The 26,499-nt window shown below is 42.2% G+C and carries 24 protein-coding genes; 11 read left to right on the forward strand and 13 right to left on the reverse strand.

Features of this window, described 5'->3' with window-relative positions; genetic code table 11:
* The first annotated feature begins 382 nt into the window (after positions 1-382).
* Positions 383-1,123, forward strand: coding sequence for a hypothetical protein (locus tag J7384_RS18185; RefSeq protein WP_209115970.1), 741 nt, complete (start codon positions 383-385; stop codon positions 1,121-1,123).
* A 78-nt stretch (positions 1,124-1,201) separates the two neighbouring features.
* Here J7384_RS18185 and purD read toward each other — a convergent pair whose 3' ends face one another.
* The 6 genes from purD to prmA form a co-directional block, all read right to left on the reverse strand.
* Positions 1,202-2,485: a phosphoribosylamine--glycine ligase gene (gene purD, locus J7384_RS18190; RefSeq protein ID WP_209115971.1), complete on the reverse strand. Its 1,284-nt coding sequence runs from the start codon at positions 2,483-2,485 to the stop codon at positions 1,202-1,204.
* 73 nt (positions 2,486-2,558) lie between these two features.
* On the reverse strand, positions 2,559-3,377 hold the full coding sequence (locus J7384_RS18195; RefSeq protein WP_209115972.1) for a class I SAM-dependent methyltransferase: 819 nt from the start codon (positions 3,375-3,377) through the stop codon (positions 2,559-2,561).
* A 170-nt stretch (positions 3,378-3,547) separates the two neighbouring features.
* Positions 3,548-5,146, reverse strand: coding sequence for a bifunctional phosphoribosylaminoimidazolecarboxamide formyltransferase/IMP cyclohydrolase (gene purH, locus J7384_RS18200; protein ID WP_209115973.1), 1,599 nt, complete (start codon positions 5,144-5,146; stop codon positions 3,548-3,550).
* Between the two features lie 154 nt (positions 5,147-5,300).
* On the reverse strand, positions 5,301-5,588 hold the full coding sequence (gene fis / locus J7384_RS18205) for a DNA-binding transcriptional regulator Fis (RefSeq protein WP_209115974.1): 288 nt from the start codon (positions 5,586-5,588) through the stop codon (positions 5,301-5,303).
* Between the two features lie 17 nt (positions 5,589-5,605).
* A complete protein-coding gene (gene dusB / locus J7384_RS18210) occupies positions 5,606-6,571 on the reverse strand; it encodes a tRNA dihydrouridine synthase DusB (protein WP_209115975.1) in 966 nt (321 codons plus the stop codon).
* Between the two features lie 184 nt (positions 6,572-6,755).
* Positions 6,756-7,637: a 50S ribosomal protein L11 methyltransferase gene (prmA, locus tag J7384_RS18215; protein ID WP_209115976.1), complete on the reverse strand. Its 882-nt coding sequence runs from the start codon at positions 7,635-7,637 to the stop codon at positions 6,756-6,758.
* Between the two features lie 181 nt (positions 7,638-7,818).
* Between prmA and J7384_RS18220 the strand changes: the two genes are divergently transcribed.
* Both J7384_RS18220 and J7384_RS18225 read left to right on the forward strand, forming a co-directional pair.
* Positions 7,819-8,571, forward strand: a complete 753-nt coding sequence (locus tag J7384_RS18220; RefSeq protein WP_209115977.1) for a transporter substrate-binding domain-containing protein — start codon at positions 7,819-7,821, stop codon at positions 8,569-8,571.
* Between the two features lie 28 nt (positions 8,572-8,599).
* A complete protein-coding gene (locus J7384_RS18225) occupies positions 8,600-9,565 on the forward strand; it encodes an NAD(P)-dependent oxidoreductase (protein ID WP_209115978.1) in 966 nt (321 codons plus the stop codon).
* Positions 9,566-9,613: 48 nt separating this feature from the next.
* Here the strand turns inward: J7384_RS18225 and J7384_RS18230 are convergent, their stop codons facing one another.
* Positions 9,614-10,075, reverse strand: coding sequence for a GNAT family N-acetyltransferase (locus tag J7384_RS18230; RefSeq protein WP_209115979.1), 462 nt, complete (start codon positions 10,073-10,075; stop codon positions 9,614-9,616).
* A 230-nt stretch (positions 10,076-10,305) separates the two neighbouring features.
* Between J7384_RS18230 and J7384_RS18235 the strand changes: the two genes are divergently transcribed.
* The 5 genes from J7384_RS18235 (at position 10,306) to J7384_RS18255 (ending at position 15,946) form a co-directional block, all read left to right on the forward strand.
* Positions 10,306-11,547 carry an HlyD family efflux transporter periplasmic adaptor subunit gene (locus J7384_RS18235; protein ID WP_209115980.1) on the forward strand — a complete coding sequence of 414 codons (1,242 nt, stop codon included), beginning with the start codon at positions 10,306-10,308 and terminating at the stop codon, positions 11,545-11,547.
* Between the two features lie 219 nt (positions 11,548-11,766).
* Positions 11,767-12,024 (forward strand): hypothetical protein, encoded by a 258-nt coding sequence (locus tag J7384_RS18240; RefSeq protein WP_209115981.1) that lies wholly within the window; start codon positions 11,767-11,769, stop codon positions 12,022-12,024.
* A gap of 388 nt (positions 12,025-12,412) precedes the next feature.
* The gene (locus tag J7384_RS18245) at positions 12,413-13,231 is read left to right on the forward strand and encodes a CPBP family intramembrane glutamic endopeptidase (RefSeq protein ID WP_209115982.1); all 819 of its coding nucleotides are present in this window, start codon (positions 12,413-12,415) and stop codon (positions 13,229-13,231) included.
* 42 nt (positions 13,232-13,273) lie between these two features.
* Complete coding sequence (locus J7384_RS18250; protein WP_209115983.1) at positions 13,274-15,448, forward strand: peptidase domain-containing ABC transporter; 2,175 nt, start codon at positions 13,274-13,276, stop codon at positions 15,446-15,448.
* Positions 15,449-15,505: 57 nt separating this feature from the next.
* The gene (locus J7384_RS18255) at positions 15,506-15,946 is read left to right on the forward strand and encodes a hypothetical protein (protein ID WP_209115984.1); all 441 of its coding nucleotides are present in this window, start codon (positions 15,506-15,508) and stop codon (positions 15,944-15,946) included.
* Between the two features lie 8 nt (positions 15,947-15,954).
* On the opposite strand, the gene J7384_RS18260 is transcribed toward J7384_RS18255, so the two are convergent.
* The 5 genes from J7384_RS18260 to nhaA form a co-directional block, all read right to left on the reverse strand.
* Positions 15,955-16,740: a hypothetical protein gene (locus J7384_RS18260; RefSeq protein WP_209115985.1), complete on the reverse strand. Its 786-nt coding sequence runs from the start codon at positions 16,738-16,740 to the stop codon at positions 15,955-15,957.
* Positions 16,741-17,317: 577 nt separating this feature from the next.
* Entirely contained in the window at positions 17,318-19,105 is a 1,788-nt protein-coding gene (locus tag J7384_RS18265) for an alkaline phosphatase (protein WP_209115986.1), read from the reverse strand.
* A gap of 25 nt (positions 19,106-19,130) precedes the next feature.
* Positions 19,131-20,669, reverse strand: a complete 1,539-nt coding sequence (locus J7384_RS18270; RefSeq protein ID WP_209115987.1) for an alkaline phosphatase — start codon at positions 20,667-20,669, stop codon at positions 19,131-19,133.
* A gap of 207 nt (positions 20,670-20,876) precedes the next feature.
* Positions 20,877-21,341: a hypothetical protein gene (locus tag J7384_RS18275; RefSeq protein WP_209115988.1), complete on the reverse strand. Its 465-nt coding sequence runs from the start codon at positions 21,339-21,341 to the stop codon at positions 20,877-20,879.
* Positions 21,342-21,353: 12 nt separating this feature from the next.
* Positions 21,354-22,526, reverse strand: a complete 1,173-nt coding sequence (nhaA, locus tag J7384_RS18280) for a Na+/H+ antiporter NhaA (RefSeq protein WP_209115989.1) — start codon at positions 22,524-22,526, stop codon at positions 21,354-21,356.
* A gap of 118 nt (positions 22,527-22,644) precedes the next feature.
* Between nhaA and nhaR the strand changes: the two genes are divergently transcribed.
* Complete coding sequence (nhaR, locus tag J7384_RS18285; protein WP_209115990.1) at positions 22,645-23,538, forward strand: transcriptional activator NhaR; 894 nt, start codon at positions 22,645-22,647, stop codon at positions 23,536-23,538.
* Positions 23,539-23,558: 20 nt separating this feature from the next.
* Here nhaR and J7384_RS18290 read toward each other — a convergent pair whose 3' ends face one another.
* Positions 23,559-23,942: an MmcQ/YjbR family DNA-binding protein gene (locus J7384_RS18290; protein WP_209115991.1), complete on the reverse strand. Its 384-nt coding sequence runs from the start codon at positions 23,940-23,942 to the stop codon at positions 23,559-23,561.
* A 267-nt stretch (positions 23,943-24,209) separates the two neighbouring features.
* On the opposite strand from J7384_RS18290, the gene J7384_RS18295 reads away from it, so the two are divergent.
* The gene (locus tag J7384_RS18295) at positions 24,210-25,496 is read left to right on the forward strand and encodes a serine protease (RefSeq protein WP_209115992.1); all 1,287 of its coding nucleotides are present in this window, start codon (positions 24,210-24,212) and stop codon (positions 25,494-25,496) included.
* Positions 25,484-26,443, forward strand: a complete 960-nt coding sequence (locus J7384_RS18300) for an FHA domain-containing protein (RefSeq protein WP_209115993.1) — start codon at positions 25,484-25,486, stop codon at positions 26,441-26,443. Before J7384_RS18295 ends, J7384_RS18300 begins: the two co-directional genes overlap by 13 nt.
* Positions 26,444-26,499 lie beyond the last annotated feature (56 nt).

The raw sequence follows: 26,499 nt of genomic DNA on the forward strand, positions 1-26,499 counted from the left end.
TCAACAACTTTTTGAATTTTTTTTCAAATCGTTTTTCTAAGTTATCTGACCCGTTTACCTAGTATATTCACCAACTAAACTTATCAAAACACTTCGTTGGGCTGCCCCGTGGAAGTGGATGCGCATTCTAGAGATTTATTAAAAAGGATCAAGTCTTTTTTTGAAAAAAAAGATCGTTTGTCGATCATTTGAACTAATAGGCTTATAAACAGACTAAAACTTGATATAAAGGGGTTTTTTGAGCTTTGTGTTGGTGTATAAATATACAGAAGATATCTCGATTAAATTCCTCTATATTGGATTTCGATTGGTGAATTTATTATCACACAGTGAAAAATAATAAGAAAAACTCGTTAAATAGATAATTAAGAGAGCTAAGAATATGAAAAAGTTTTTCATTGGTTTACTTCTTAGCTGTATAAGTTTAGTTGGTTTTGCACAGGATCCTGCAAATAATAAACGGGAAGTTTTTATTTCCAAGCTACTCAAGCAGCAAATTGTTAAACAACACGCCAGTGTAGAAGATAGTGTTGGCTCAATCTTAAAGCGTTACCCGGAACAAGTTGATATTGTTGTTAAGGTAGCATTAAGAGATTATCCACAGAGCTACGAAGAAATTATGCTCGGAGCAATTCACGCAGAACCCGCTTTAGCATGTGACGTAATATCGCAAGTGATTAACTCAGATGTTGCACCAAGTGCCGATGTAGTAAAAGTCGCGATCGATGTTGAACCAGCCTATGCTGCGGAAATAATAGAAACTGCGGTCTTACACAAACCAGATGACATTGGCGAAATAGTTAGAGTTGCTATTGTTACTGATCCAATAATTTCTGATGACATTGTCGAACAGACCATGCAAACATTCCCAGAAAAAATGCTGTCGGTGCTAACGGGTGCCATCAAGGCGGTTCCTGACAATGTCGTCAGTTTTGTAAAGAATACACTCGCGCTGTTTCCCGATAATGGCGAACAAGTCGTAGAAGCGGCAATTAGTGAAACGAAAGATCAGCAGAACAAAGCCATTTTTGAAGCGGCTGTTGCAGCAGGTCTTTCAATAGAGCAAGCTCAACTTGCGGCGTTAAAAGGTGGTGCAACTAAAGAGCAGTTGGCCAAAAACTAGAGCTCACCTAAAGTACAACTTGTGTAAACAACAAAAAAGGCCAGCATAATGCTGGCTTTTTTGTTGAGGAAAGCGCTTCTATTGTTCTCTTGCTATTGCTCGGTATGCAATGTCGGTACGAAACTCAACATTATTCCAGCTAATTTGATGCAATAACTCGTAAGCGGCTTGCTGTGCCGAGGTGACTGTTTCACCAAGTGCCGTTGCACAAAGTACACGGCCACCAGCAGTAACAACTTGTTCGTTATTCAGTGCGGTCCCAGCATGGAAAGTTTTACGGTCCGCTTGAGTATTGGTATCTAAACCTGAAATAACGTCGCCTTTATTGTAGCTACCTGGGTATCCACCAGCGGCTAATACCACGCCAACAGCGGCGCGAGCATCGAAAGCAATCTCTTTGTCTGCCAATTGACCTTGGCAAGCTGCCAAGCAAAGTTCAACAAGATCTGATTGCAAACGCATCATAATAGGTTGTGTTTCAGGGTCACCAAAACGACAGTTATACTCAATAACTTTTGGCGTGCCGTCTTCGGCAATCATTAAACCGGCGTATAAAAAGCCCGTATATGGTGCATCTTCTTTTGCCATACCTTCAACTGTCGGTACGATAACTTCATTCATGATGCGATTGTGAATTTCAGTGGTTACTACTGGTGCTGGCGAGTAAGCTCCCATACCGCCAGTGTTGGGACCTTGGTCGCCATCATAAGCGCGTTTGTGATCTTGACTAGTCGCAAATGGCAAAATGTTCTTACCGTCAACCATGACAATAAAGCTCGCTTCTTCACCTTCCAGAAATTCTTCAATAACCACACGATGGCCGGCACCGCCAAAAGCATTGCCCGCCAACATATCTTTGATCGCTGCTTCAGCCTCTTCTAATGTCATTGCAACAATAACACCTTTACCTGCAGCAAGACCGTCAGCTTTAACGACAATAGGTGCACCTTGTTCGCGAACATAAGCTAGTGCAGGCTCAATTTCAGTGAAGTTAGCATAGGCCGCTGTTGGAATTTGATGACGAGCGAGGAAATCTTTAGTAAAAGCTTTAGAGCCTTCAAGTTGAGCTGCTTTAGCACTCGGGCCAAAAATAGTTAGCCCTTCAGCTTGGAAAGCGTCAACAACACCATCAACCAAAGGTTGTTCTGGGCCAACAATCGTTAAGTCGACACTTTGCGATTGAGCAAATTCGACTAAAGCTGGAATATCGGTAACATTAATAGCAACATTTTTGAGTTTTTGTTCTCGTTCAGTGCCGGCATTACCCGGAGCGACAAACACTGTGCTTACTTGTGCTGATTGGGCGGCTTTCCAAGCTAAGGCATGCTCGCGGCCACCACTACCAATAACCAATACTTTCATTTAGATAAATTCCTATGATTGATTCAAAAGAAGCCCTTCCGGGCTTCTTTCTTATGTATAAAATTAGCTTAAACTAATTTTTTGGTTTAACAAATTTCAATGTCATGCGATCACTTTCACCGATCGCTAAATATTTGTCTCGATCTTGCTCACCTAAACGCAATACCGGTGGCAATGTCCAAACACCTTTAGGGTGGTTAGCCGTGTCTTTTGAATTAGCATTAACGTCGCTGCTTGCAGCTAGTTTAAAACCCGCTTGTTCGGCTAATTCAATCGCAACACTTTCTGGGAAATAGCCACTGCGCTCATTGCCCTTCCAAGGCATACTCGTTGGCATTCTGTGCTCAACTACACCTAATACGCCACCAGGCTTGAGTGCTTTAAAGGCATCAGCATAAAATTGCTTAACACCGTCTACGCGCCAGTTGTGTAAGTTGCGGAAGGTCAGCACTAAGTCGGCGCTACCTGCTGGTGCTAATGTACTCGCTTTTCTCGGTACAAAGTCAGTTAATTCAACTTCACTGAAAATGTCTTTGCTCTTCAACATTTTTTCTAAACGCTGACGAGACTTACTAAAGTAGTTGTCTTCGCCTGTGTCAGGATAATGAGCACCGTACAATTTACCAGAACCTTTTAGTGCTGGTGCCAAGATTTCGGTATACCAGCCACCACCAGGGGTTAGCTCAACCACGGTCATATCAGGCTTGAAACCAAAAAATATTAAGGTTTGTTGCGGATTGCGATATTCGTCACGCGCTTTGTTTTTTGCCGATCTGTGTTCACCACTTACAGCTTGCACTAACTTATCGTAATCACTAGCTGTCGCCATGCCTGAACATACCGTAGCCAAACCAATAATTGATGCCAAACATGCGGATTTAAGCTTTTTCATGAGTTAACTTCCTTCCATTCTTGTAAAAGTATTGTTTTAACAAGACATGTTATATCAGGTTTTAGTTCCATATTCAGGTAACTAAAATCCACTTAACGCAAATTCATCACCGCTGGTCGAGAATTAGCCCAATCACGCTTTAGCATCATTGGGCTATAGCTATAAGCCAATTAGTGGCGGAAATGGCGCATCCCAGTAAATACCATCGCCATACCGTGTTCGTCAGCAGCGACAATAACTTCTTCATCGCGCATCGAACCACCAGGTTGAATAACCGCAGTAATACCGGCTTTAGCCGCAGCATCAATACCGTCACGGAATGGGAAGAAGGCATCTGACGCCATTACTGAGCCAGCCACTTCTAAGTTTTCATCCGCGGCTTTGATACCTGCTACTTTAGCTGAGTAAACGCGGCTCATTTGACCAGCACCAACACCAATGGTCATGCTGTTTTTCACATAAACAATCGCGTTTGATTTAACGTACTTAGCAACTTTCCAGCAAAATTGTAGATCGCGCAGTTCGTCTTCAGTTGGTTGACGCTTAGTCACTACCTTCAACTCGTCTTGACTCACTTTACCTTGGTCGCGATCTTGAACTAACAAACCGCCATTAACGCGTTTGTAATCTAAACCTGTTGTTTGACTGTCCCACTGGCCACAAGCTAATAAACGAACATTTGGTTTTGCCGCTACAAGTTGAGCTGCCGCTTCAGAAATGGTTGGCGCAATAATCACTTCAACAAACTGGCGAGAAATAATCGCCTCAGCAGTATCGGCATCAAGCTCACGGTTAAACGCAATAATACCGCCAAACGCAGACGTTGGGTCTGTCGTATACGCACTTTCGTACGCAGCAAGAATATTGTCACCAATGGCAACACCACAAGGGTTAGCGTGCTTGACGATAACACAAGCGGGTTGGTCGAATTCTTTCACGCACTCTAACGCGGCATCGGTGTCGGCAATGTTGTTATATGACAGCGCCTTACCTTGCAATTGCGTCGCAGTAGAAACCGAGGCTTCTTCTGGCTCTGCTTCAACATAAAAAGCAGCGTCTTGATGAGAGTTTTCACCGTAGCGCAAATCTTCCTTCTTAATAAATTGGCTGTTGAACGTGCGTGGAAACTTATTCTTTTGCTCAAAGTTGACGTCGGCTTGTTCACCGTGACCGGCAAGCATCTGACCAAAATGGTTGGCGATCATACCGTCGTAGCTGGCTGTGTGTTCAAACGCGGCAATGGCTAAGTCAAAGCGCGTTTGATAGCTTAACGAGTCGCTGTTGTTATTCATTTCAGCCAATACGCGATCGTAATCGCTCGCGTTAACAATAATAGTGACATCTTTGTGGTTTTTGGCCGCTGCACGCACCATTGTTGGCCCGCCGATATCAATATTCTCAATCGCATCTTCAAGCGTACAGTTTTCATTGGCAACTGTGTTGGCAAATGGATAAAGGTTTACTACAACCATGTCGATGGCGTTGATGTTGTTTTCACTCATCACGGCTTCATCGGTGCCACGGCGCGCTAAAATACCGCCGTGTACTTTCGGGTGTAGCGTTTTCACTCGGCCATCCATAATTTCCGGGTGACCTGTGTAATCAGACACTTCAGTGACTTGAATGTTATTTTCTGCAAGTAACTTAGCGGTGCCACCTGTAGAAAGTAATTCAATGCCCTTTTGAGCAAGACTGCGAGCGAATTCAACAATACCTGTTTTATCAGAAACACTTAATAGTGCGCGTTTGATTGGGCGTGGGGTATCCATTGCTTTTTTCTTTACCTATGTCGTTGTTTACGGTTGATGCTGTATTTTTGTATTAATAACTTAATTCTTTATCCACTTGGTCAGGTTTTCAAACCCTAATAAGTAAAAAAGCACCCGAAGGTGCTTTTTAATTGCAGGTTAAACCTGCGTAATTTTAGTTCATGCCGTACTTTTTAAGTTTCTTACGTAAAGTACCGCGGTTGATACCTAGTAAGTTAGCAGCGCGGGTTTGGTTACCGCGAGTATACTTCATAACTTCTTCAAGCATTGGTGCTTCAATTTCCGAAAGTACTAATTCGTACATATCATCAACATCGTTACCGTTTAATTGAGACAAGTAGTTGCTGATTGCAATTTTTGCTTGTGTACGTAATGGTGAAGCCTCTGTCTGAGTTTGCAGATTGCCAGTAACAAATGGAGAGGAAATATTTTGTTCAAACATAAAGTTCAGACTCTTTCTTAAGTTAAGTTATCAAAATACAAATTCAATGCCTCAAGCTGCGCTTCGCTTGACTCTAAGGCGTTGAATTTTGATCTAAACGTTTTCTCTTGGTCATGCGCCTGCATATACCAAGAAACGTGCTTACGAGCGATTCTCACGCCCATAAAATCACCGTAAAACTGATGAAGTTCGGTGACATGGCCAAGTAATATGGCTCTCACTTCATCGATTAACGGCGGTGTTAACTGATTACCAGTTTGTAAAAAGTGATTGATCTCACGAAATATCCACGGACGCCCTTGTGCCGCTCGCCCAATCATAATGGCGTCTGCGCCAGTATAATCGAGTACCTGTTTCGCTTTTTCCGCGCTAGTAATATCACCATTAGCAACCACAGGGATACTAATTGACTGCTTGATTGCTTTAATTGTGTCGTACTCAGCGTCGCCTTTATAAAAGTCTGAACGAGTACGACCGTGAACCGCTAACGATTGAATGCCGTTAGCTTCAGCAATTTTAGCAATCTCACAACCATTTCTAGTGTCGTGACACCAACCGGTACGAATCTTTAAAGTTACTGGAATATCAACCGCGTCAACTACTGACTTAACAATAGCTTCTACGAGTTTAGGCTCTTTTAACAAAGCCGAACCAGCTAACTTTTTATTCACTTTTTTTGCTGGGCAGCCCATATTGATATCAATAATTTGAGCGCCGTTATCAGCATTAACGTGAGCAGCAAAAGCCAGTTCATCAGGATCTGAGCCAGCGATTTGTACTGACCTAACCCCGACATCGTCAGTGTGTAGTAGACGTTTCTTAGATTTTTCAGTCTTCCACGTTTGTGGATTGGCTGAAACCATTTCCGAAACTGCAAGACCAGCACCTAATCGACAACACAATTGTCGAAATGGCTGGTCAGTAATACCGGCCATTGGCGCTAAAAAAACATTGCTAGTTAATGTATACGGACCTATCTTCACACTGCTGCTTTTTTGAGCTCGTCGTCAAAAGGGCGCTAAGTTTACGCGTTTTTAGTCAGCTTGAAAAGCATATAAATTGAACAAATTGGCTTTTTTTACTAAATATTTTTATTGACATTTAGCAAACCATTGATGCGCTCAGAATTTGTTCAAAAAGCGGCGAACTTTCGCCGTTTATTTTTGCTTACTTTAGTTGACCATTCAGTCGAACCCACTCCTCTTGCACGGTAATTGGCGCCATATCACACCAAGTTGAGTACAAGTTTTGTAGATCTGGTGCTTGCTCTTCGAGCACACCAGACAGTGCCAATAAACCTTTGTCGCCGACAAATTGAATAATCGTCGGCGCTAATTCGCGCAGCGGTCCGGCCAAAATATTTGCCACAACTACATCTGCTTTAAGCGAAGGTTGGTCTTTAGGAAGGTAAAGGGATAATCGATCGGCAACATTATTGCGCTCAGCATTTGCCTTACTCGCTTGTAGTGCTTGTGGGTCAATATCAATACCAATCACTTCTTTAGCGCCTAGCTTTAACGCCGCTAAAGATAAAATGCCGGAACCACAACCAAAATCAACGACGGTTTTGCCCGTTAAATCAAGCCCATCAAGCCAGCTTAAGCACAATGCCGTGGTTGGGTGAGTGCCGGTACCAAACGCAAGTCCAGGATCTAACATAACATTAACCGCATCGGGCTCAGGTACTTCACGCCAGCTCGGACAAATCCACAAGCGCTCACCAAACTTCATCGGATGGAAGTTATCCATCCATTCGCGTTCCCAGTCTTTATCTTCAAGCTGTTCGAGTTTATAACTCATCGCTTCCTTTTCAGGGTGAATGCCTTGTAAATAGCTAATCACTTTATCCATATCGAAACTCGCATCAAACAACCCCATAACAACAGTGTTTGACCAATAAACCACTTCATCGCCGGGTAACGGCTCGTAAATTGGCGTATCTTTGGCATCGATAAAGGTTACTGCCTGTGCACCGGCAGCCATCAGCCAGTCACTATATTTTTCTGCAGTTTCTTCGTTGGCACTTAATCTAAGCTGAATCCAAGGCATAATTATCATCTCACAACTATTTGCTGTTATTTTATCATTGCTTGGCAAAGCAAAGATACAGTCGACAACCTCCAAACTTGTATAAATATAAATAACGCGCTTTGAGTGGTTAGATTTAATACTAGAAAGTCGATAATTCTGGCGGTAAGATGAGCAAATCGACTTAATCACTATCAGCGTTATGAAACTTCGTGCACTGCTCATGCTATTTTTGTTGCTAGTAAGTACTAGCAATAGTGCCAATTCTCGTGAACTTTCAGTAGTCACAGAGCCATTGCCGCCGTTACAAATTCAGGAGCGCGATGGTTCTGCCGATGGTGCAGCGGTTGAAATAGTCGAACTACTACTCAAAGAAGCCAACCTCTCCGATACCGACATTACCATTCAACCTTGGGTAAGAAGCTATAAACAAGCGATCGCCGAGCCCAATACGCTGATTTTTTCTATTGCTCGAACACCCGATCGCGAACAAAAATTTCATTGGTTAGCCAAGCTTTACCAAGTTGATACCTATCTCGCTAAACTCAAATCGCGTGAACACCTCAACGTAGAAAAACTCGACGATGCACTCAATTATAAACTGGCGATAATAAGACAAGACTTTACGGTTGACGATTTAAGAAAACAGGGCTTCTCCGAAAAAAAGCACTTGTTTACCACATCAACAAGAGAAAACTTATGGATACAACTGTTTCGAGGTCGCGTTGATTTCGTCGTAACGTCAACCCTTATTTGGCACGAGCAGATTGCCGAGCTCGGTTATGATCCAAACAAACTCGAACTTCATTACAAAATTCCCGGCCAAGCTCGTGATCTATATTTAGCCGCCAGCCTTAATACATCACCAAATGTTATCGCGCGACTACAAAAAGCCTTTGCCGTTATCAAGCAAGATGGTCGTTATCAGCAAATACTGGCAAAATGGCACTTATAAGTCGCTTAACCTACAACAATAACTGTCGATGAAATACTTTCCTATCTTTTTAACTGGTGATCGAATTAATGCTTTGATCATAGGTGGTGGTGATGTTGCCGCCCGCAAGATTGAATTACTGCTAAAAACAACCACTAACATTACGGTAATGACGGCGAGTGTTAGTGTCAGTGTCGAGCGCTTGATCAATACACACCAACTCACTTGGTTCAAACACGACTACCAAGCCGGCCACATGACGGGCAAAAATATTGTCATTGCCGCCACTGACGACACAGAGGTCAATACTCAAGTATCAATCGAAGCTAATCAGCACGAAATTCTGGTCAACGTTGTCGACCAGCCTGAACTTTGCGGCTATATCACGCCTGCTATTATTGACCGCTCGCCAATGATTATTGCGTTAACTAGCTCTGGCAGCGCACCAATACTGGTTCGCATGCTCAGAGAAATTATCGAAAAGATGTTGCCTGAAGGCTATGGCCGATTAGCCGACTTCTCACTGAAGTTTCGCGACCATGTTAAAGCGAGAATAAAAGGGCTGAGAAACCGTCGCACGTTTTGGGAAAACACTCTGCAAGGACAAATCGGTCAAGCCATTCTCGATGGCAATGTAAAAAAGGCTGAGCAAGAACTTATCGCCAGCTTAAAAGACACCATTCAACCGCCAGCAGGTGAGATCATCTTTATTCATACCCTTGATGGCAATCCAGACAACTTAACCTTAAAAGCTCACCGACAACTACAATTTGCCGATGCTGTTTTTTACGACACTAGTGTGAATGAACGATTAATCGAATACGTTAGGCGCGATGCTGACAAACACCCACAAGATGTTGACGCGTCTATTGCCATTAACTACCAACACGCAATAGAACTCGCCGAGCAAGGTCAGAAAGTGATTTACTTATTAGCCGGCCATCAATCATTGCCGAATAATCACGCCTTGGAGCAAAGTAAGGTCAACTATCAAGAAATTGTCAGCGGTGGCTAATCCCCTAAGCTCTAAATAGGTAAACCAAGAAGCAATAGTTGGCCGATATTACAGCGCTTTGGTCATGGTGAAATTCACCAGCACTTTACCATTGCGAATATTGTCGTTTTTTGTCAGCACAGTAAAGCCGTGTTTGACAAAAAATGGCTTGGCAAAATAAGAGGCGTTAACTGTTAATGTTTTAATTTCCTGTGCTATCGCTAAGGCTTCAATATGCTTATATAACGCGGTCGCAACCCCGCGCCTTTGATACCGACTATCAGTGTAAGCAAGATCGATGTAGCCATCGTCAGCCAAGGTGATAAACCCAGCAATGTTATCATCAATAATCCCGATCCAAGGCGGGCAAGCGTCGAAACGCTGATGCCATTTAGGGTAGTCAATTGGCAAAGGCGCCCAAGCATCCACTTGTGCCTTGGTATAATGTTCAATACCAACCGCATGAATGGTGTTATAAAACAGCTCCGTCAGTACATTAGCATCGCTAGCTTGGTAAGGGCGAATATCCATCTTCATTATCAATCGGTATTTTTACTCGCTTAAATCTAACAAAAACATCACAAAAAGGTATAGGAATTATCACAATCAAAAAGCAATAACAAAATAAGCATTAAATAACAAATACCTAACGAAACAAGCAAAATTATTTCATAATTTTTAGCTATTGTTAATGCAGCTAAGTTATTTATTAATCCTGAATAAGTTTGCCACGCTAATTGAGTAATTAAGGAGCAATTAGCATGTTATTCAGACAAGAAGCAATTTCACACCAACAAGAGCGCTTAACTGGCGCCATCGTTTTAGCGCAGCCGCTATCACTCAAATTAGTCGTTATATTACTTAGCCTAATTGCTGCTAGTATTATAATCTTTCTATTTACCGCCGAATATAGCCGTAAAGAAACGGTACGTGGTTTTTTACAACCCAACAAAGGTATTATTAAAAGTTTTGCCCGCCAAGGTGGCATGGTTGAGCAATTATGGGTTACTGAAGGCCAACAAGTTGAACAAGGTCAGGCACTTGCCTCAATCATTATTCCGCAAACCAATCAGCACGGTATTGAATTAAGCACGCAGCTCAATGTGGAATTGAATCAACAAATAGCTTTACTGAGTGATGAGGTCAATCAGCATAAATTATTGCGGCAACAAGAAGCTCTCACTCTCACCGAGCGCCAACAAGCGCTGCAACAAGAGCAACAAGCACTAAAACAGCAGCTGGAACTGGCTAACGACAAACTTGCCTTACTGAATAAACAACACAGCCAATTACACCAGCTCAATAACCAAGGTTATGTCTCAACTATTGAAGCCGAACGCCAACAGCAAGCATTACTTGATGCCAAACAAGAGCAGCAAAATATTTCGCGCTTACTGCTACAACAAAAAAACCAATTAGCGCAAATAAAACTAAGCCAACAAAACTTACCACAGCAATACGCTTTGCGTATTAACAACCTAAAGCGCCAACAAGCCGACCTTAAACGCCAGCTAGCACAAATTAACAACAACTATCGTTACACCTTAACTGCCAGTCACAGCGGTACTATCACGAGTATTCAAGTGGTTGCTGGTGAAACCGTGAGCCAAAATAGACCTTTGTTGCAAATTTTACCACTAGGAGCAGAACTAGTCGCTGAGCTATTGCTACCGACTCGTTCGGCAGGTTTTGTAAAACAGGGAGACATCGCCAAACTCAGGTTTGACGCGTTTCCATACCAGCGCTTTGGTTTTATTAATAGTGATATTACTCGTATTGACCAAGCTCTAATTCATCCGAACGAAGCTTTATTACCTATAGCGCTGCAAGAACCTGTATACCGCTTACAAGCTCAGCTTAACCAACAAAGTATTAATGCCTATGGCAAACACTTTGAGCTTAAAAGTGGCATGTTATTCGAGGCCGATATTATTTTAGAAAAGCGCAGTTTAATTGCATGGCTGTTTGAACCAATACTGAGCCTCAAGGGACGGATCAGTTAAACACTATTTAGCAGTAATACAAAAGTAAAAGTGAAGAGCAAAATTTAATTTTACTGTTTAGATATTCAATATTTGATCAGTAAATAAAGTGGCTAGCTTTAGTCAACTTTCGACAACCAACTAAAGCCAGCCTAATTAACCGCTTATCAAGGCTAATAACAGCAAACGATAAGCACTTAACTACCTGACCAATAAGGTCAGACATATGGAGTATACATTATGCGTGAATTAAACGTTAATGAAATTAAGCAAGTGAATGGTGGACTCACCCCTACTGAAGGTCTAGGCGCGGTTGGAGCGACTATTGCAGTTGTTGCAGCAGCTTCAACAGTTGGTACTGTAGCTGTAGTTGCAGGGCTAGCAGGAATAATAGGTATTGTAGCTATAGATATAGCATCATCTATTTCTAGGTTCGGTGGTAGCGGTAGCTCTATTAGACGTAGATCTAGTAGTACCATACAAATTAAGGCAAACTAATTTAATGCTTTTTTACGCTTTTAAACCATAAAAGTAAACATTAATAAAACATATTTACAAGGATGTAAAATGTATAAACCATGTAGGAAATGTTATGAACTCTAAAAAACGAATATCAATAGCTTTTTCAATATCTGCACTACTTTTTTTAATTGTCGTAGTCACCGATGAAGAGTTTAACCTCTTATTTTTTTCACTTTTTTTCTTATATTTAATGATTGCTTGTAGCTACTGGCACAAAAAAGATGATTAAAATCACGAACCGCAAAAATACATTTAAATTAGAAGCTTTCAATTCAACCTTTATTAAAAACTACATAAATTCAGCTGTATCCAGAAAGTTTTCAAGGAAAAAATCTAAAGAATACTGTTAAAACAAGGACAATATATGCAAGATGAAATATTCAAGGCAACGACAACTCAGAAAAAACAATTAATCACTCGAAAAAAAGACTCCTTGCAAGATCAAGTTAAACCAGACAGTACTGGCTTATCATTACTCAAAACTTCAGGTTGGCTGCTGGTTTTACTGCTGATACCGCAACTATTCATAGGCCTATTTTTGGGGATTTATTACGGTGTGGTTAACGGCAGTGGTGGCGCTCAGGACAATATGGACATGTGGTTTAACAGCATACCAATTCTGCTAATAATATCGCTGCTGTCGCCAATGATTACTTTGCCTCTATTATCGTGGGCGACACCAGTAAAAACTATCCGTGACAAGATAAATTTTTGGGCCTTAACGGATCTCAACAAAAAGCTTCTGCTTAAATGGTTAGTTGTTGGTATTGTCTTTTGGCTTGTGGTAACAGCAATAAGCGAGTTATTTAGCTTCCCGGTTGATGGCTTTATGGTTGAGCTTGAAACCGCACTAACGAGCAGTTCAATTATCGCACTCACCGTGGTAACTATTTGTTTGCTCGTACCTATAATTGAGGAACTTATTTTTAGAGGCTGGCTATTTACCCGTATCGCAACAACCAAGTTGGGCAATATTGGTGCCGTTACTATAACCAGCCTAATATTTACCGTGATACACAGCCAATATCAGCACCTAACCACATTTGCCGTGATCTTTTCTTTGGGGCTTTTACTTGCAATAGCTCGCCACAAAACCAATAACACTAGCTACTGTATTGCTATTCATATTATTTTTAACAGTTTATCAATTCTGTCACTACTTACCTTTAGCACAGCTAGCTAATGGTAATTTAGCCTAAAACAAACAGGCGGATACACGTTTATTATGAACCCAAGCAATGTAGAAAACGCTACAGAAATACCTGATAACAGCGAATTATTACAGTTCTCAATCACTAAATCAGTGCCGCTCATCCTACAAGCAGAAGTGGCCGAATGTGGTTTAGCCTCAATGGCAATGGTAGCGTCGTACTATGGTCATCAGCTCGATATGCCGAGTATTCGACAATACTACTCAGCACAGCTTAAGGGCATGAACTTACAGCAGTTAATTGAGCTTGGCGACAAACTAGGTCTTGCCAGTAGAGCCTTACAATGCCCCATTGATGAAGTTGATAAACTAACGCTGCCGTGTATTTTGCACTGGGATATGAATCACTTTGTTGTACTCACTAAGGTATCAGGCAAGGGCAATAACACCAAATTTGCCATTAACGACCCCGCGATAGGCAAAAAGGTACTTAACATTACTGAGTTTAGCCAGCACTTTACGGGTATCTGTTTAGAGCTAACACCAACTAGCAAGTTTGAAGTAAAAAAAGCACAAAGCAATATGAAGTTAAGCCAGCTTTGGAGCAAAATGTCGGGGCTAGGCATTGGTTTAATTAAGCTGATTGCACTGTCGTTAGTTTTGCAACTGTTTGCTTTAATGTCACCTTATTACATGCAATGGGTGGTTGATGAGGTTTTAGTCAGTTTTGACCAACCCTTGCTATCGGTATTAGCAATAGGTTTTGCGTTAGTCGCGGTTATTTCAGTAGTCACCAATGCGGTAAGAAGCTGGCTAATCTTACGCCTATCAAGCGTGCTAAACCTGCAAATGGGAGTAAACCTACTGAGCCATTTATTACGTCTGCCAATGAATTATTTTGAAGCACGCCATATCGGCGATATTGTTTCCCGCTTTGGCTCACTAGCGCAAATTAGAGAGAGAATTACTACAGGTTTTGTGGAGACGTTAGTTGATGGCATTATGTCCATCGCCGTATTAGTGATGATGCTGTTGTATTCGTTAAAACTCACATTAGTAGTATTAGCGGCAATTGCTCTATATACCATCATTCGTTTACTGCTGTATCGGCCGCTTCATCAAGCTACCGAAGAAACCATTCAAAACTCCGCCAAAGAGCAAAGTAATTTTTTAGAGAATATTCGCGGTATTCAAACCATTAAATTATTTGGCAATGAGGCACAGCGCCAAGGTATCTGGCAAAATCGCTATGCGGAGGTGATTAACAGTGAAATTCGCTTAGGCCGACTGAATATTAGCTTTGATTCAGTCAATAAATTACTGTTCGGTTTAGAAAACGTATTAGTCATATACCTAGCTGCTCAGCTTGTGATTAGCAACAGTTTGTCTGTCGGTATGGTACTCGCCTTTATCGCCTACAAGGGCCAATTAACCGAACGCTTTGCCAACTTAGTTGAGCAAATTATTCAATTTAAAATGATGCGTTTACATTTAGATAGAATTGCCGATATTGCCCTCACACCTCAAGAAGCCAACCGCGATGGTCAGCTCGCCATTAACAAGCCTAAAGGCCAACTTACGCTAGAAAATATCTGCTTTAGTTACGACAATGAACAAACCACTATTTTAACTAACATCAACCTGACCATTGAAGCAGGCCAATCAGTTGCCATCACTGGTGCTTCTGGCGCGGGTAAAACCACTTTAATGAAAATTATGCTTGGCTTACTACAACCCACCAGTGGCAGAGTATTACTCGATGGCAAAGACATCACCCAACTTGGCTTAACAAACTATCGAAAACAGATTGCGGCAGTGATGCAAGACGATACTTTACTTGCTGGTTCAATCAGTGACAACATCAGCTTTTTTGACCCTATGCCAAATATTGAGCGCATTGAACAATCTGCGCAACAAGCAGCAATTGCTGACGATATTAACAAAATGACTATGGGCTATAATTCATTAGTTGGTGACATGGGAGCTAACTTGTCCGGCGGTCAGGTACAGAGGTTGTTATTAGCAAGAGCCTTGTACCACACACCTGCAATACTCTTTCTCGATGAAGCGACCAGTCATTTAGACAGCAATAACGAAACCCAAATTAGCCAACAGATTGAGCAGCTCGCCATGACTCGAATCGTGATTGCTCACCGTCAAGAAACCATTGACAAAGCCGAGCGAATATTTTTTATTGAACAAGGCAAACTTACGGAACTATCGGCGGTATCAAACGAGCTAGCAAGTTAAGTTTTCTAATTCACATACTGTGCATTGAGCTATAAAGAGACCTTGGAAGCTAAACTGATGAAAAATGAATTTAGACAAGCCAAATATCAAAATGAATCAGGCAGTAAAATTGGCCGTTGGTATTTAAACCGGCTAGACTATTTCGAATTTTACTCATTCGAGGGCGAAAACAAATTAAAAGCAAAATGTTTAGTTTGCATCATAGGTGCTTTTTTACTGATAAAAATATCCCCTATACTAATCTCACTATTTTTAGCTTGGACAATTTATGTATCAGTACTCACCTTATATATTTTACAACGCAAGATCTGTAAATACAGTGGCTACTTTGCTTTTCCTAACAGGATTGTCGAGGAGTTAAAAAGCTATAAAAAGGAAATTGACATCACAGATTTTGATAGCTTAGCGACCATGGAAAGTTCAGGAATTAGTCGCTCTGTAATAAATAGAAAATACGATCACAAAAACGCATCAGAAAAATCACACCATAATGACTGACAACAAAATTAGTGACTATGATTGTCATGAGTAGGTGAAATATTTTGACCTTGGCTGTTATAGAACCCCAGTGAACCGTGTTCAATAAAACCTTGATTGATCATCTTCGCTAAAAACGGGTCTTGTTCATTATCACCAATATCTGCGTAGTCGGTCAGTAAATAACTGCGCTTCTCCTTAAAGTAGGCAGTCACTTGCTTCGGGTCTTGTGCAAGTTCGGTAAGCTGCCACGTAATTCGATGATGTTTGTCGGTTAATTGGTAGTGTTTAACCAAGTGCAATTCAGGTAGCCAAGTCAAGGTAATACTTGTTTCACCAAATTGCTGTTGATAATCATGTTCTTGCTGGCAACCACTGCCGCGCTGGGCGATTTGCTGCATATTAGCCAATGCCGTAGGGCTAACAATTTGATATTTGGTCTGCCAACTTTGCTTACCTTTCACTTCATTAGGTTGGTACTCAATACCACGCTGGTATTTATCAAAATAGCGTTGCAATAACATTCGCTGGTCAGTAATGCGGTTAAACACTTCACTGATCCCTGTTTGAGGATACTGATATGCCACCTTGTTATTACTTCGATAAAAAACCACCTGTTTTTTACCCAGTTGTGAATCAGCTTTGCTCACCTTTAGCGATTCAAACTTATTGGCACCAGTCACTTGAGTATTGATCACTTGGCTATTAGTCACTTGGAAAGTTACCAACAAGGTTTCAGATTGACAAGAGCTTGAATGCGCCCAGCTACTGAATGCAACACCAACGCCTGCAAGGGCTATTAATAATTTGTTCATAAGATTTTCTTCGTTTACTAACTAACCTGAGTTCTGGATAATAAATGGCTTTACAATAGCTATTTTCATCGCTAACAGCGTTAAATTCACTTGCAATAGACAAGCTATTGACGCGTAAATTTTCCTCGTTATCAAAGAAAATCTCTAACTGTAAAGACGCAAAGTGTTATGTTTGTTTTAAAGTCAATCATTTAACTCATCTCTTAACCAAAACTCAGGTTAACTATAAGTTTAATCGCTCTAGAGGCAAACAACTAAACCGTTAATCAGTACAAGGAGCTGACACCAAGCCAGCTCCATATTTATACCCAAGCCACCTCAAGATGCTTGTTCAGTTGGAATTAAAAGCGATTTAGGCAAGGCATTGATTGCAAAGAATGGTTATTCCCTTGTTAAAATCAATAACGCCGCATAAATCGCTTTTAAACCAACCCTTCGGGCGCTTCATAGGGACTTACTCTCATCGTTGCAGCTAATTGAAAGGGAGTAACCATTCCTGCTAGCTGCGCCTTGATATTAAGTCCCTATGACAGCGCTGAATCATGTATCTTGGGGTAGTTTGGGTATAGCTGCGCTATTAGTTCAACGCAGCTTCAGCTTGACCAACAAGATCACCTGCGTAATTCATAACATGGAAGATTAAGCTTTGCTCTTGGGTACCTGTTACTAGATGAGCGCCCGGACCTTGAGCATAAACACCAACATCTTCGCCAGCATGAGTTTCAGAACTCAATGGCACCAGGGCTTCTTGGTGGAAACCTGGCGTTGTCGTATCAACACTAGCCAAATCTTTGCGACCGGCATCAATTGGGTTGCTATATCCAGCATCAGCATTGGTTTGTGCACCTAAATTCATAAAGCCACGACCGTTGGTATAACCTAAGGTCGTATAAGGCATGCCGTCATCTGCTAAACTCGGTTCTGTGTCACCAACAGCAACCACTTTACCTAAAATAGGGTTACCGCGTTTAGGGTAACCAGCAATAGTAAAGACATGGCTGTGATCAGCGGTGACCAAAATTAGCGTTTCTTCAGGGTTAGTTGCATCAACCGCGGCTTGAATAGCATTGGCAAACTCAATCGCGTCAGTTAGCGCGCCATGAGCGTTGCCGGCGTGATGACCGTGATCAATACGACCAGACTCAACAGTCAGGAAAAACCCTTTGTTGTTATTGTCTAAAATATCAATCGCCTTAGTAGTCATTTCAGTCAACGAAGGCTCGCCACCATCGCTGTCATTAGCGCGGTCGGCCTCGTACTGCATGTGAGAAGAATTAAACAAACCAAACACTTGTTGAGCGGTCGCTGGATTAATTGCGTCAAATTGCGCTTGGTTAACAACGTAGTTACCACTTGGGTAGTCCGCTTGCCACTCAGCAGTTAAATCGCGGTTATCCGTTCTGCGACCACCTGCTGAACTAGGTAAAAAGTGACGACGACCACCGCCCATCACCACTTCGATACCGTCAACGTCTAAGCCAGAAAAACGCGCTTCTAAATTAGCTTCAAAGTTAACCAATTGCGATGCAATATCTTCGCAACCACCTTGGGCGCGCGAATCGTCTTCCCAATTACGGTCGGCTGATTTTGCATAAGTTGCAGCTGGCGTTGCATGGGTAATACGTGCTGTCGAGATAACGCCAGTTGCTTTACCAGCAATTTCGGCAAGCTCTAATGCACTGACTAATTCATTGCCGGCAACACTTGAGCAATCGCCTCGAACAACCGCTTCACCAACACCAATCACGCCAACATCGGTTTTAACACCGGAGATCATCGCAGTCATGGTGCCAGCAGAGTCAGGTGTTTGCGCATCAACATTATAGGTTTTTGCAAAGCCAGAAAACGGAAACTTATCAAAGCTCAATTCGTGTTCTTCACCCAACTTACCTTGCTGTTGACCCGCTAAAATACGGGCCGCGGTAACCGTTGAAATGCCCATACCGTCGCCAACAAATAAAATAATGTTCTTCGCTTTACCTTTGGTATTGCTGACTGCATCTGTATTTTCTTGTGCCTTAGCAACTTGGCGTCGAGCACTGGTAAACCATTCATTGTTAACTGTAGCCGCAATATCCGTATTGGCTAACGAGGTTAAGGTTGGTGCACAAACAAATTCAGTTGCGTTAATTTCATCGGCATCTAAAACTGTATTGCGGTTGCTATCAGTACCGCTATCAACGCGAACACCACCATTGCGACAAATGGCATCGCCAGCTGACAAGGCTGTTTGATTGATTAAACTGTCGAAACCATTTGCGCCATTGGCTCCATTAGCGCCGTTAATGCCATTGCGACCGTCGTCACCTTCACAACCAGCCAGTGCGATTAAGACAGATAAAGATAAATATTTTAAAGCTTTCATTTGAATATTCCTGTAAATAACCGACTTATCTAGCCGTTAATCCGAGAGATTGATCTATGATGTGGAAGATTACGCTTTGCTCAACCACGCCCTGTGCTAGATGAGCACCGGGACCAAAAGCATGTAATGAAATATCTTCACCGGCGTGCGTTTCTGAACTGGTTGGAATCAAGGCTTCTTGATGGAAACCCGGGGTTGTTGGATCAACACTGGTTAAATCTTGGCGACCAGCATTAATTGGGTTGCTATATGAAGCATCGGCATTAGTTTCAACGCCTAAATCCATGAAACCGCGACCATTGGTGTAGCCAAGTGTTGTGTATGGCATACCGTCAGCAGCAGTGCTTGGCGTCGTTTGACCAACAGCAACCACTTTGCCCAAAATTGGGTTACCGCGTTTTGGATAGCCAGCAATAGTAAACACGTGACTGTGGTCAGCGGTGACCAAAATTAGCGTTTCTTCTGGGTCAGTAGCATCAACTGCCGCTTGCACCGCATTGGCAAATTCAATGGCATCAGTTAATGCACCATGAGCGCTGCCGGCGTGATGACCGTGGTCAATGCGACCTGACTCAACCGTTAAGAAAAAACCCTTGTCGTTGTTATCAAGAATATCTATCGCTTTAGCGGTCATTTCACTGAGTGAAGGCTCACCACCATCACTGTCATTAGCGCGATCGGCTTCGTACTGCATATGCGACGAGTTAAACAAACCAAATACTTGCTTAGCACTCGCTGTATCAAGGGCATCGAATTGTGCTTGATTAACAACATAGTTGCCGTCTGGGTAAGTTGCTTGCCATTCAGAAGTCAAATTGCGTGCATCTGCACGACGACCGCCATCAGCTTTTGGTAAAAAGTGACGGCGACCACCGCCCATTACCACTTCAATACCGTCGACATCAACACCGACAAAACGCGCTTCTAAGTTCTTCTCAAAGTTAACTAACTGAGACGCGATATCTTCACAGCCACCCTGAGCGCGAGAATCATCTTCCCAGTTGCGATCGGCCGATTTCGCATAGGTCGCGGCAGGTGTCGCATGAGTAATGCGGGCTGTTGAAATAACTCCTGTTGATAGGCCTCTAATTTCCGCAAGTTCTAGCGCTGTAACTAATTCATTACCGGCAACAGTTGAACAATCACCACGCTCAATGTCTTCATCAACACCAATAACACCAACGTCGGTTTTAACACCTGAGATCATCGCAGTCATGGTGCCTGCCGAATCAGGTGTTTGGGCATTAACATTGTAGGTTTTTATTTGAGCAGAATACGGAAAACGCTCGAAACTCAAGTAGCCCTCTTCGCCCGAATTGCCCGCTTGCTGACCCGCTAAGATACGTGCGGCGGTCAAGGTTGAAATCCCCATACCATCGCCGACAAATAAAATGACGTTCTTTGCTTTTGTTTTGACCGTTGCTTTGGTTTTGCTATCAACAATTGCTTGACCGTCAGTGTACCACTGACTTGAAGACTGAACGGTTGGTAAAACCGCTGCGTGAATACTCGCCGTTGCTAAACATGCAGCAAGCGCAGAAAGTGAAAACCACTTAGAGTCCATAACTCATTCCTCTGAGGTGTAAATTAGTTGCGTTAAGGTTTAAATCTACGTCGGACAAGGTGCCCAAATTTAAAAGCAACGAGATACTAGGAATGAAAGGTGACAGTTAAGTGTATGATAAATTAAGAATAAATGACCACAAGGTGACAACTCTGTGACAAAAAAATGATCACCTTGTGATGTTAAAACACCTTGAAAAATCAGTCGCTAACAAGGGTATAAAGCAGTGATAGTCTTGTATACCTGACGATAAACATCACTTTCAAGCGACTGTTTGAAGACGATATCGTCAACTACTTGTTGTGATAACATCTCATTGTTTTTACCTTCGGGTAAACAAACTTTTGATTTAAAATTTATCGCATCTTGTTGACTATCGCGTATCGTCCACACTCGGGTCTGAAAAACTCGTTTGGCGTAAGCCGATCTATTATCAGCTATTTCACTACTATTTGTATTTTCAGCCATCACAGTTTTAGTGGTTAGAATACCTTTCGCCACCGCCGTTAAATAACGATAACACTGCTGACCGATAGGTTGACCAACAACACAGCTAGATTGAGTTACTTTACCAGCAGCCGCGTTGGCATAGCTGGCTTGACTCCATACGAGACCAAAAAGCAATACAAATAAGCTTATCAACGCCAGAGGGAAATAAGTGAGTTTACGCATGAGACACCTCCGCTACTTTTTTCTACTTGTGCTTCGAGCGATCAACCAGCCACCAATAACGGCTGATAAGACTGACCCAGCAAGCACGCCAAATTTAACACTGTTTAAGTATTCGCTACCTTGGTGTTCAAAGGCCAAGGTGCCAATAAACAAACTCATGGTGAAACCAATACCACAAAGCATAGAAACGCCGTATAGCTGGAGCCAAGTAGCCCCTTGCGGCAGTTTGGCAAAGCCCATTTTGATGGTTAACCAGCACGCGCCGAAAATACCAATTTGTTTACCGATAAATAAACCGGCGACAATACCGAGCACAACTGGATTAAACATGTCTTCGGTTGTCGTGCCGACAAAGGTTACGCCAGCATTGGCAAAAGCAAATATGGGTAAAATCGCGAATGCAACCCAAGGATGCAATTTGTGCTCTAAATTAGCCAGCATTGGGTGACCATCTTCATTTTTAACTTTCAGAGGAATAAACCAAGCAACGGCAAAGCCAGCTAATGTCGCGTGAACGCCTGATTTAAGCACGGCAGCCCATACAACAATACCAACCAAGATATATGCGGCTTGATGCCTAATTTGATAGCGATTTAGTGCAAATAACACCACTAAGCCACCCAGTGCAATTGATAGTGAAGTCGTCGAAAGCTCAGCGGAATAAAACAAGGCGATAATAACAATCGCACCAATGTCGTCAAAAATAGCGACCGACAACAAAAACAGTTTGAGGGTTATCGGCAAGGTTCGGCCAAACAAACTAAAAATACCCAAGGCAAAGGCGATATCTGTGGCGGAAGGAATAGCCCAGCCGGTCACTGCAACCGGGTTATCTCGGTTAAACCACCAATAAATAAGTGCAGGTACAGCAATACCAGCAATAGCTGAGATGCCAGGTAACGTAATTTTTTCTACTGAATTAAGGTGACCGTCGAGTATTTCGCGCTTGATTTCTAAGCCAACCATAAAGAAAAACAAGGCCATAAGACCATCGTTAATCCACAATAAAAGTGGTTTGGCGATTTCAAAACTGCCAAATTGAACAACTACAGGTAGATTTAGTACGCCTTGGTAAAAACCATTGAGTGGAGTGTTCGCTAACAGCAAGGCAAAGCAGGCAGCGATGACCAACAAGATACCACCGGCGGCATCGTGTTGTACCATTTGGCGAAACGCTTTAGTCATAGATCACCCGCTGGTTAATAAACAGACATTCTTTAAGGTATAGGTCATATACATTAACTGTAAAAGTCGAATATACTTATTAAATACCTCGAAAAAAATTGATAGCTAGGTAAACCAAATGCTGCAGCTAAATTATCATCACTTGTACTACTTCTACACCACCGCAAAAGAAGGCAGTATTCGCCGAGCTGCAGAAAAGCTTCATTTAACTCCTCAAACCATCAGCGGTCAGATCAGCGCCTTTGAAAACTATCTAGGTGAGCCACTATTTGAACGACAGGGTAAGCGCTTAGTATTAAATAACCGAGGTAAACTCGCCTACCAATACGCCGATGATATTTTCGCCTTAGGCAATGAGTTGGTTCAGGCATTAAATGATAAAAACAGTCAAAAAACACAATCCTTTACCATTGGCGTCACCGATGTCGTGCCAAAAGTATTTGCCTTTGACTTAGTTCAGCCCGTGATGAAAGCAATCGGTTCAACGCGGCTTATTTATAAAGAAGGTGATTTAGCAACCCTGCTCAGCGAACTGGCAATCAATAAAATAGACCTGATTCTGTCAGATGTGCCCTTGCCAAATGGCTCCAATGTTAAGGCATTTAATCACTTTCTCGGTGAGTCGGGCACTAGCTTTTTTGCAATACCGTCACTTGCTCAGCAACTGGCAGCAGATTTTCCTCACTGTTTAGACGGACAACCACTGTTAATACCCAGTGATCACGCAACAATTAAGGCGGGATTATTAGCTTGGTTTGAGCAATTGGCGATTCAGCCACAGATTATTGCTGAATTTGACGACAGTGCACTAATGAAACTATTTGGCCAAGAGGGTTTTGGTGTGTTTTGTGCGCCAACCAGCATTCAAAGCCACATTTGCAGTCAATATAAAGTTGATTTGATTGGTAGCACTAATTCGGTGAGTGAGCGTTTTTACGCTATCTCTCCCGAGCGCAAAATTAAGCACGAATTAGCGCTCGAGATTATTAAGTCGGCTGGCGACTTAATTTAGCTATCTGTAACTTTTAGATTTTACAGTTTTGCCAAAATTGAGGCTTGGTCGCGCTCTGGCATGTTGTCGACAACTAACTTAAACGAGTTGTCCATCATGCGCTTAATTTCGTCTTCAGGAACCGAGCCGTCAAGTACCACTGTGTTCCACAACTTTTTGTTCATGTGGTAACCAGGCAAAATAGCAGAATAAGTTTCTCTGAGCTCAATAGCTTCATCAGGATCGCATTTTAGATTTAACCACCAGTGCGGTTCACCTTGGTTGTCACCCTGCTCTTTACCGACAGATAATGTAGCGAACATTTTATGCTTAACTTTAAAGACCATAGACTCATCGCCTTGAGGCTGCATTAAAACGGCTTCTGGTTTAGCTAATAAATATTGCTGCACTAGATTATGGTTCATTACTATTACCTTGATTTATTCTACTGATTTACGAGCATACCAAACTGTTAATTGATTGATCTCAACACTCAATGCGCAGATGGCATAACACAGATACGATATTACTAATTAGTTTATCAATTACTCAAACAATATTCTTCCCTTAAACCCGTTTTAATGACAATTTTTCATGTTTAATAACATTATGTTAAATAAATCGCGGGATAAAGGATGACAATTGCAGTAACAATGGCACAATAAACTCAGTACCTGCGACCAGGAATATCAATGAAAAAGCTGTTATCACTTTGTTTTTGTTTACTTATCCCACTCTCCTTGATTACCAAAGCCAATGCAGGTGAACAAGCGGAACAACTCTTTAAACAACTAGCTCCATCTTTATACCAAATAAAATTAATCGATATCGCCAGTGGTGAAAAATCTTCGATTGGCTCGGCTTTTCAGATTACTGAAGACGGACTGATTGCGACAAATTACCACGTCATTTCAGGTTTTGCCCGTCACCCCGAAAAGTACAAGATAGAGTATTTAGACAATAGCGGTAATACCGGCCTACTGACCTTAAAGAGCGTTGATATTGTTAACGACTTGGCTTTAGTGAAACGCGATGTCGACGAAAACCAAACAACGAATAACTATTTTAAAATTTCGGCAACAACACCAATTAAAGGTGAGCAGCTTTACTCTTTGGGTAACCCTCACGACTTGGGAATGATAGTTGTGCCCGGTACCTACAACGGTCTCAAAAAAGAGTCATTTAACGAACGTATTCACTTTACCGGTTCAGTTAACTCTGGCATGAGCGGTGGCCCTGTGGTTAACAAAAATGCCGAAGTGGTTGGTATTAACGTCGCAACCTCAGGTAACCAAATTGGCTTTTTAGTGCCCCATACCAAGTTAGTTAAACTGTTTAGTGACTATCAAGAACTTGGCGGCCAGAACATCGTTGAGCAAATGGCAACCCAATTGTCAGCTAACCAAGAAAAGCTGCTCAATAGTATGCTCAATAGCCAGTGGCAAATGAGACAATTGGGCAATGGCCAAATTCCCATTATCGACGCGCCATTTATTCGTTGTTGGGGTGATTCCAACTCTGACAAAACTGAAGCACTGTATTTTGCCGCAGTCGCTCAATGTGCACTCGACGACGATATTTACGTCGATTCACGCTTTTTCACCGGTATGGTCGAAATGGAATTTCGTTATATCGAATCAAAAAAATTGAGTACCACTAAGTTTTATCATCTCTATCAAAACCTATTTAGCCGAGCTGGCGCCAATAACCAAGTCGACAAAGATGACGTCAGCGAGTTTGAATGTGCCCACAACACGATAACGACCCGAGCAGATGAACACGGTATGGCAGCTAAGTCAGCATTTTGTACCCGAGCCTACAAAGACTTTCCAAAACTATTCGATGTGGTATTTATCAGCGCGAGTGTTGATCAACAGCAACAAGGCTTGATTAGTTATTTTAGTTTGTCGGGCGTTGAGCAAGCGCTAAGCCAAGCATTTACTGAGAAATTTATTGAGGCAGTATCGTGGAAACAGTAATCATTGAAGAAATCAGTAAAGGCCATAAAACGATTAGTCGTCACAAATTCCAACAAGACTCAATTACCATTGGCCGCGGTTACCACAACGACATTATTGTTTCCGATCCACATGTTTGCCCTGAACACGTCTCACTGGAACACAATGGTGAACACTGGGTTGCCTTTGATCAAGAGAGCGTTAACGGCAGTTTCCTCGACGATAGCAAAGCATCTGCGCATCAACACATTGTGCGCTCAGGCGATATTATCTCGATTGGCAACAGCCAAGTCAGAATTGTTTTCCCCAATCACCCAGTTGCTGAAAGTATTCGCTTTTCGCCACTAGAAAATTTCGTCAATTTCGCCAGCCAGCCTTGGCTACTAACAACGGTGATTGCGCTCTTTAGCAGCGTTATCGGTTATTTGTTCTTTTTAGGGCAAGCGAAAGAAGTTACCTCAAGCCTCATTTTTGTCAGAGCTATCGGCTTTACCTTAATGTTCGCACTGTGGCCATTTGGCGTTGCGCTAGTCTCACACTTAACCAAAAACAATGCCCGGGTTTTTGCCCAGCTTGGCGTTAGTTTTATCTTCTTTAATTTATGGTGGCTCAGTGACTTACTCGAGTCCTTAGTTGCCTTTAACTTTTCGAGTAACTGGCCCATTGTCAACGTGATTGCCCTAGTGCCAATTGCAGCATCCTTTGGATTGTTTTGGTTTAACTGCTACGTTAGCTTTCACATGTCGCCGGTGCGCAGAAATGTCATTACCGTAGGTTTAACCATACTGTTTTTTGGCGGTAACTTTTTAATTGGCTTAAGCAAGCAGCCAGAGTTCAATCCAAACCCTGAATACAACGCCACTGTACTATCGCCGGCATTTTTATTTACACCGAATACGCCAGCAAAAGATTTTGTTCAAAGTACCAACGAGCTTTTTGACAAAGCGAGAGCAGAGGCTGACAAGTAATAGCCGAAAAAAAAGGTGGGATAATACCCACCTTTTCATCACCTAAACAACTCATC

It is taken from the genome of Endozoicomonas sp. G2_1 (assembly GCF_017744155.1).
Lineage (GTDB): Bacteria > Pseudomonadota > Gammaproteobacteria > Enterobacterales > Alteromonadaceae > JAGHQT01.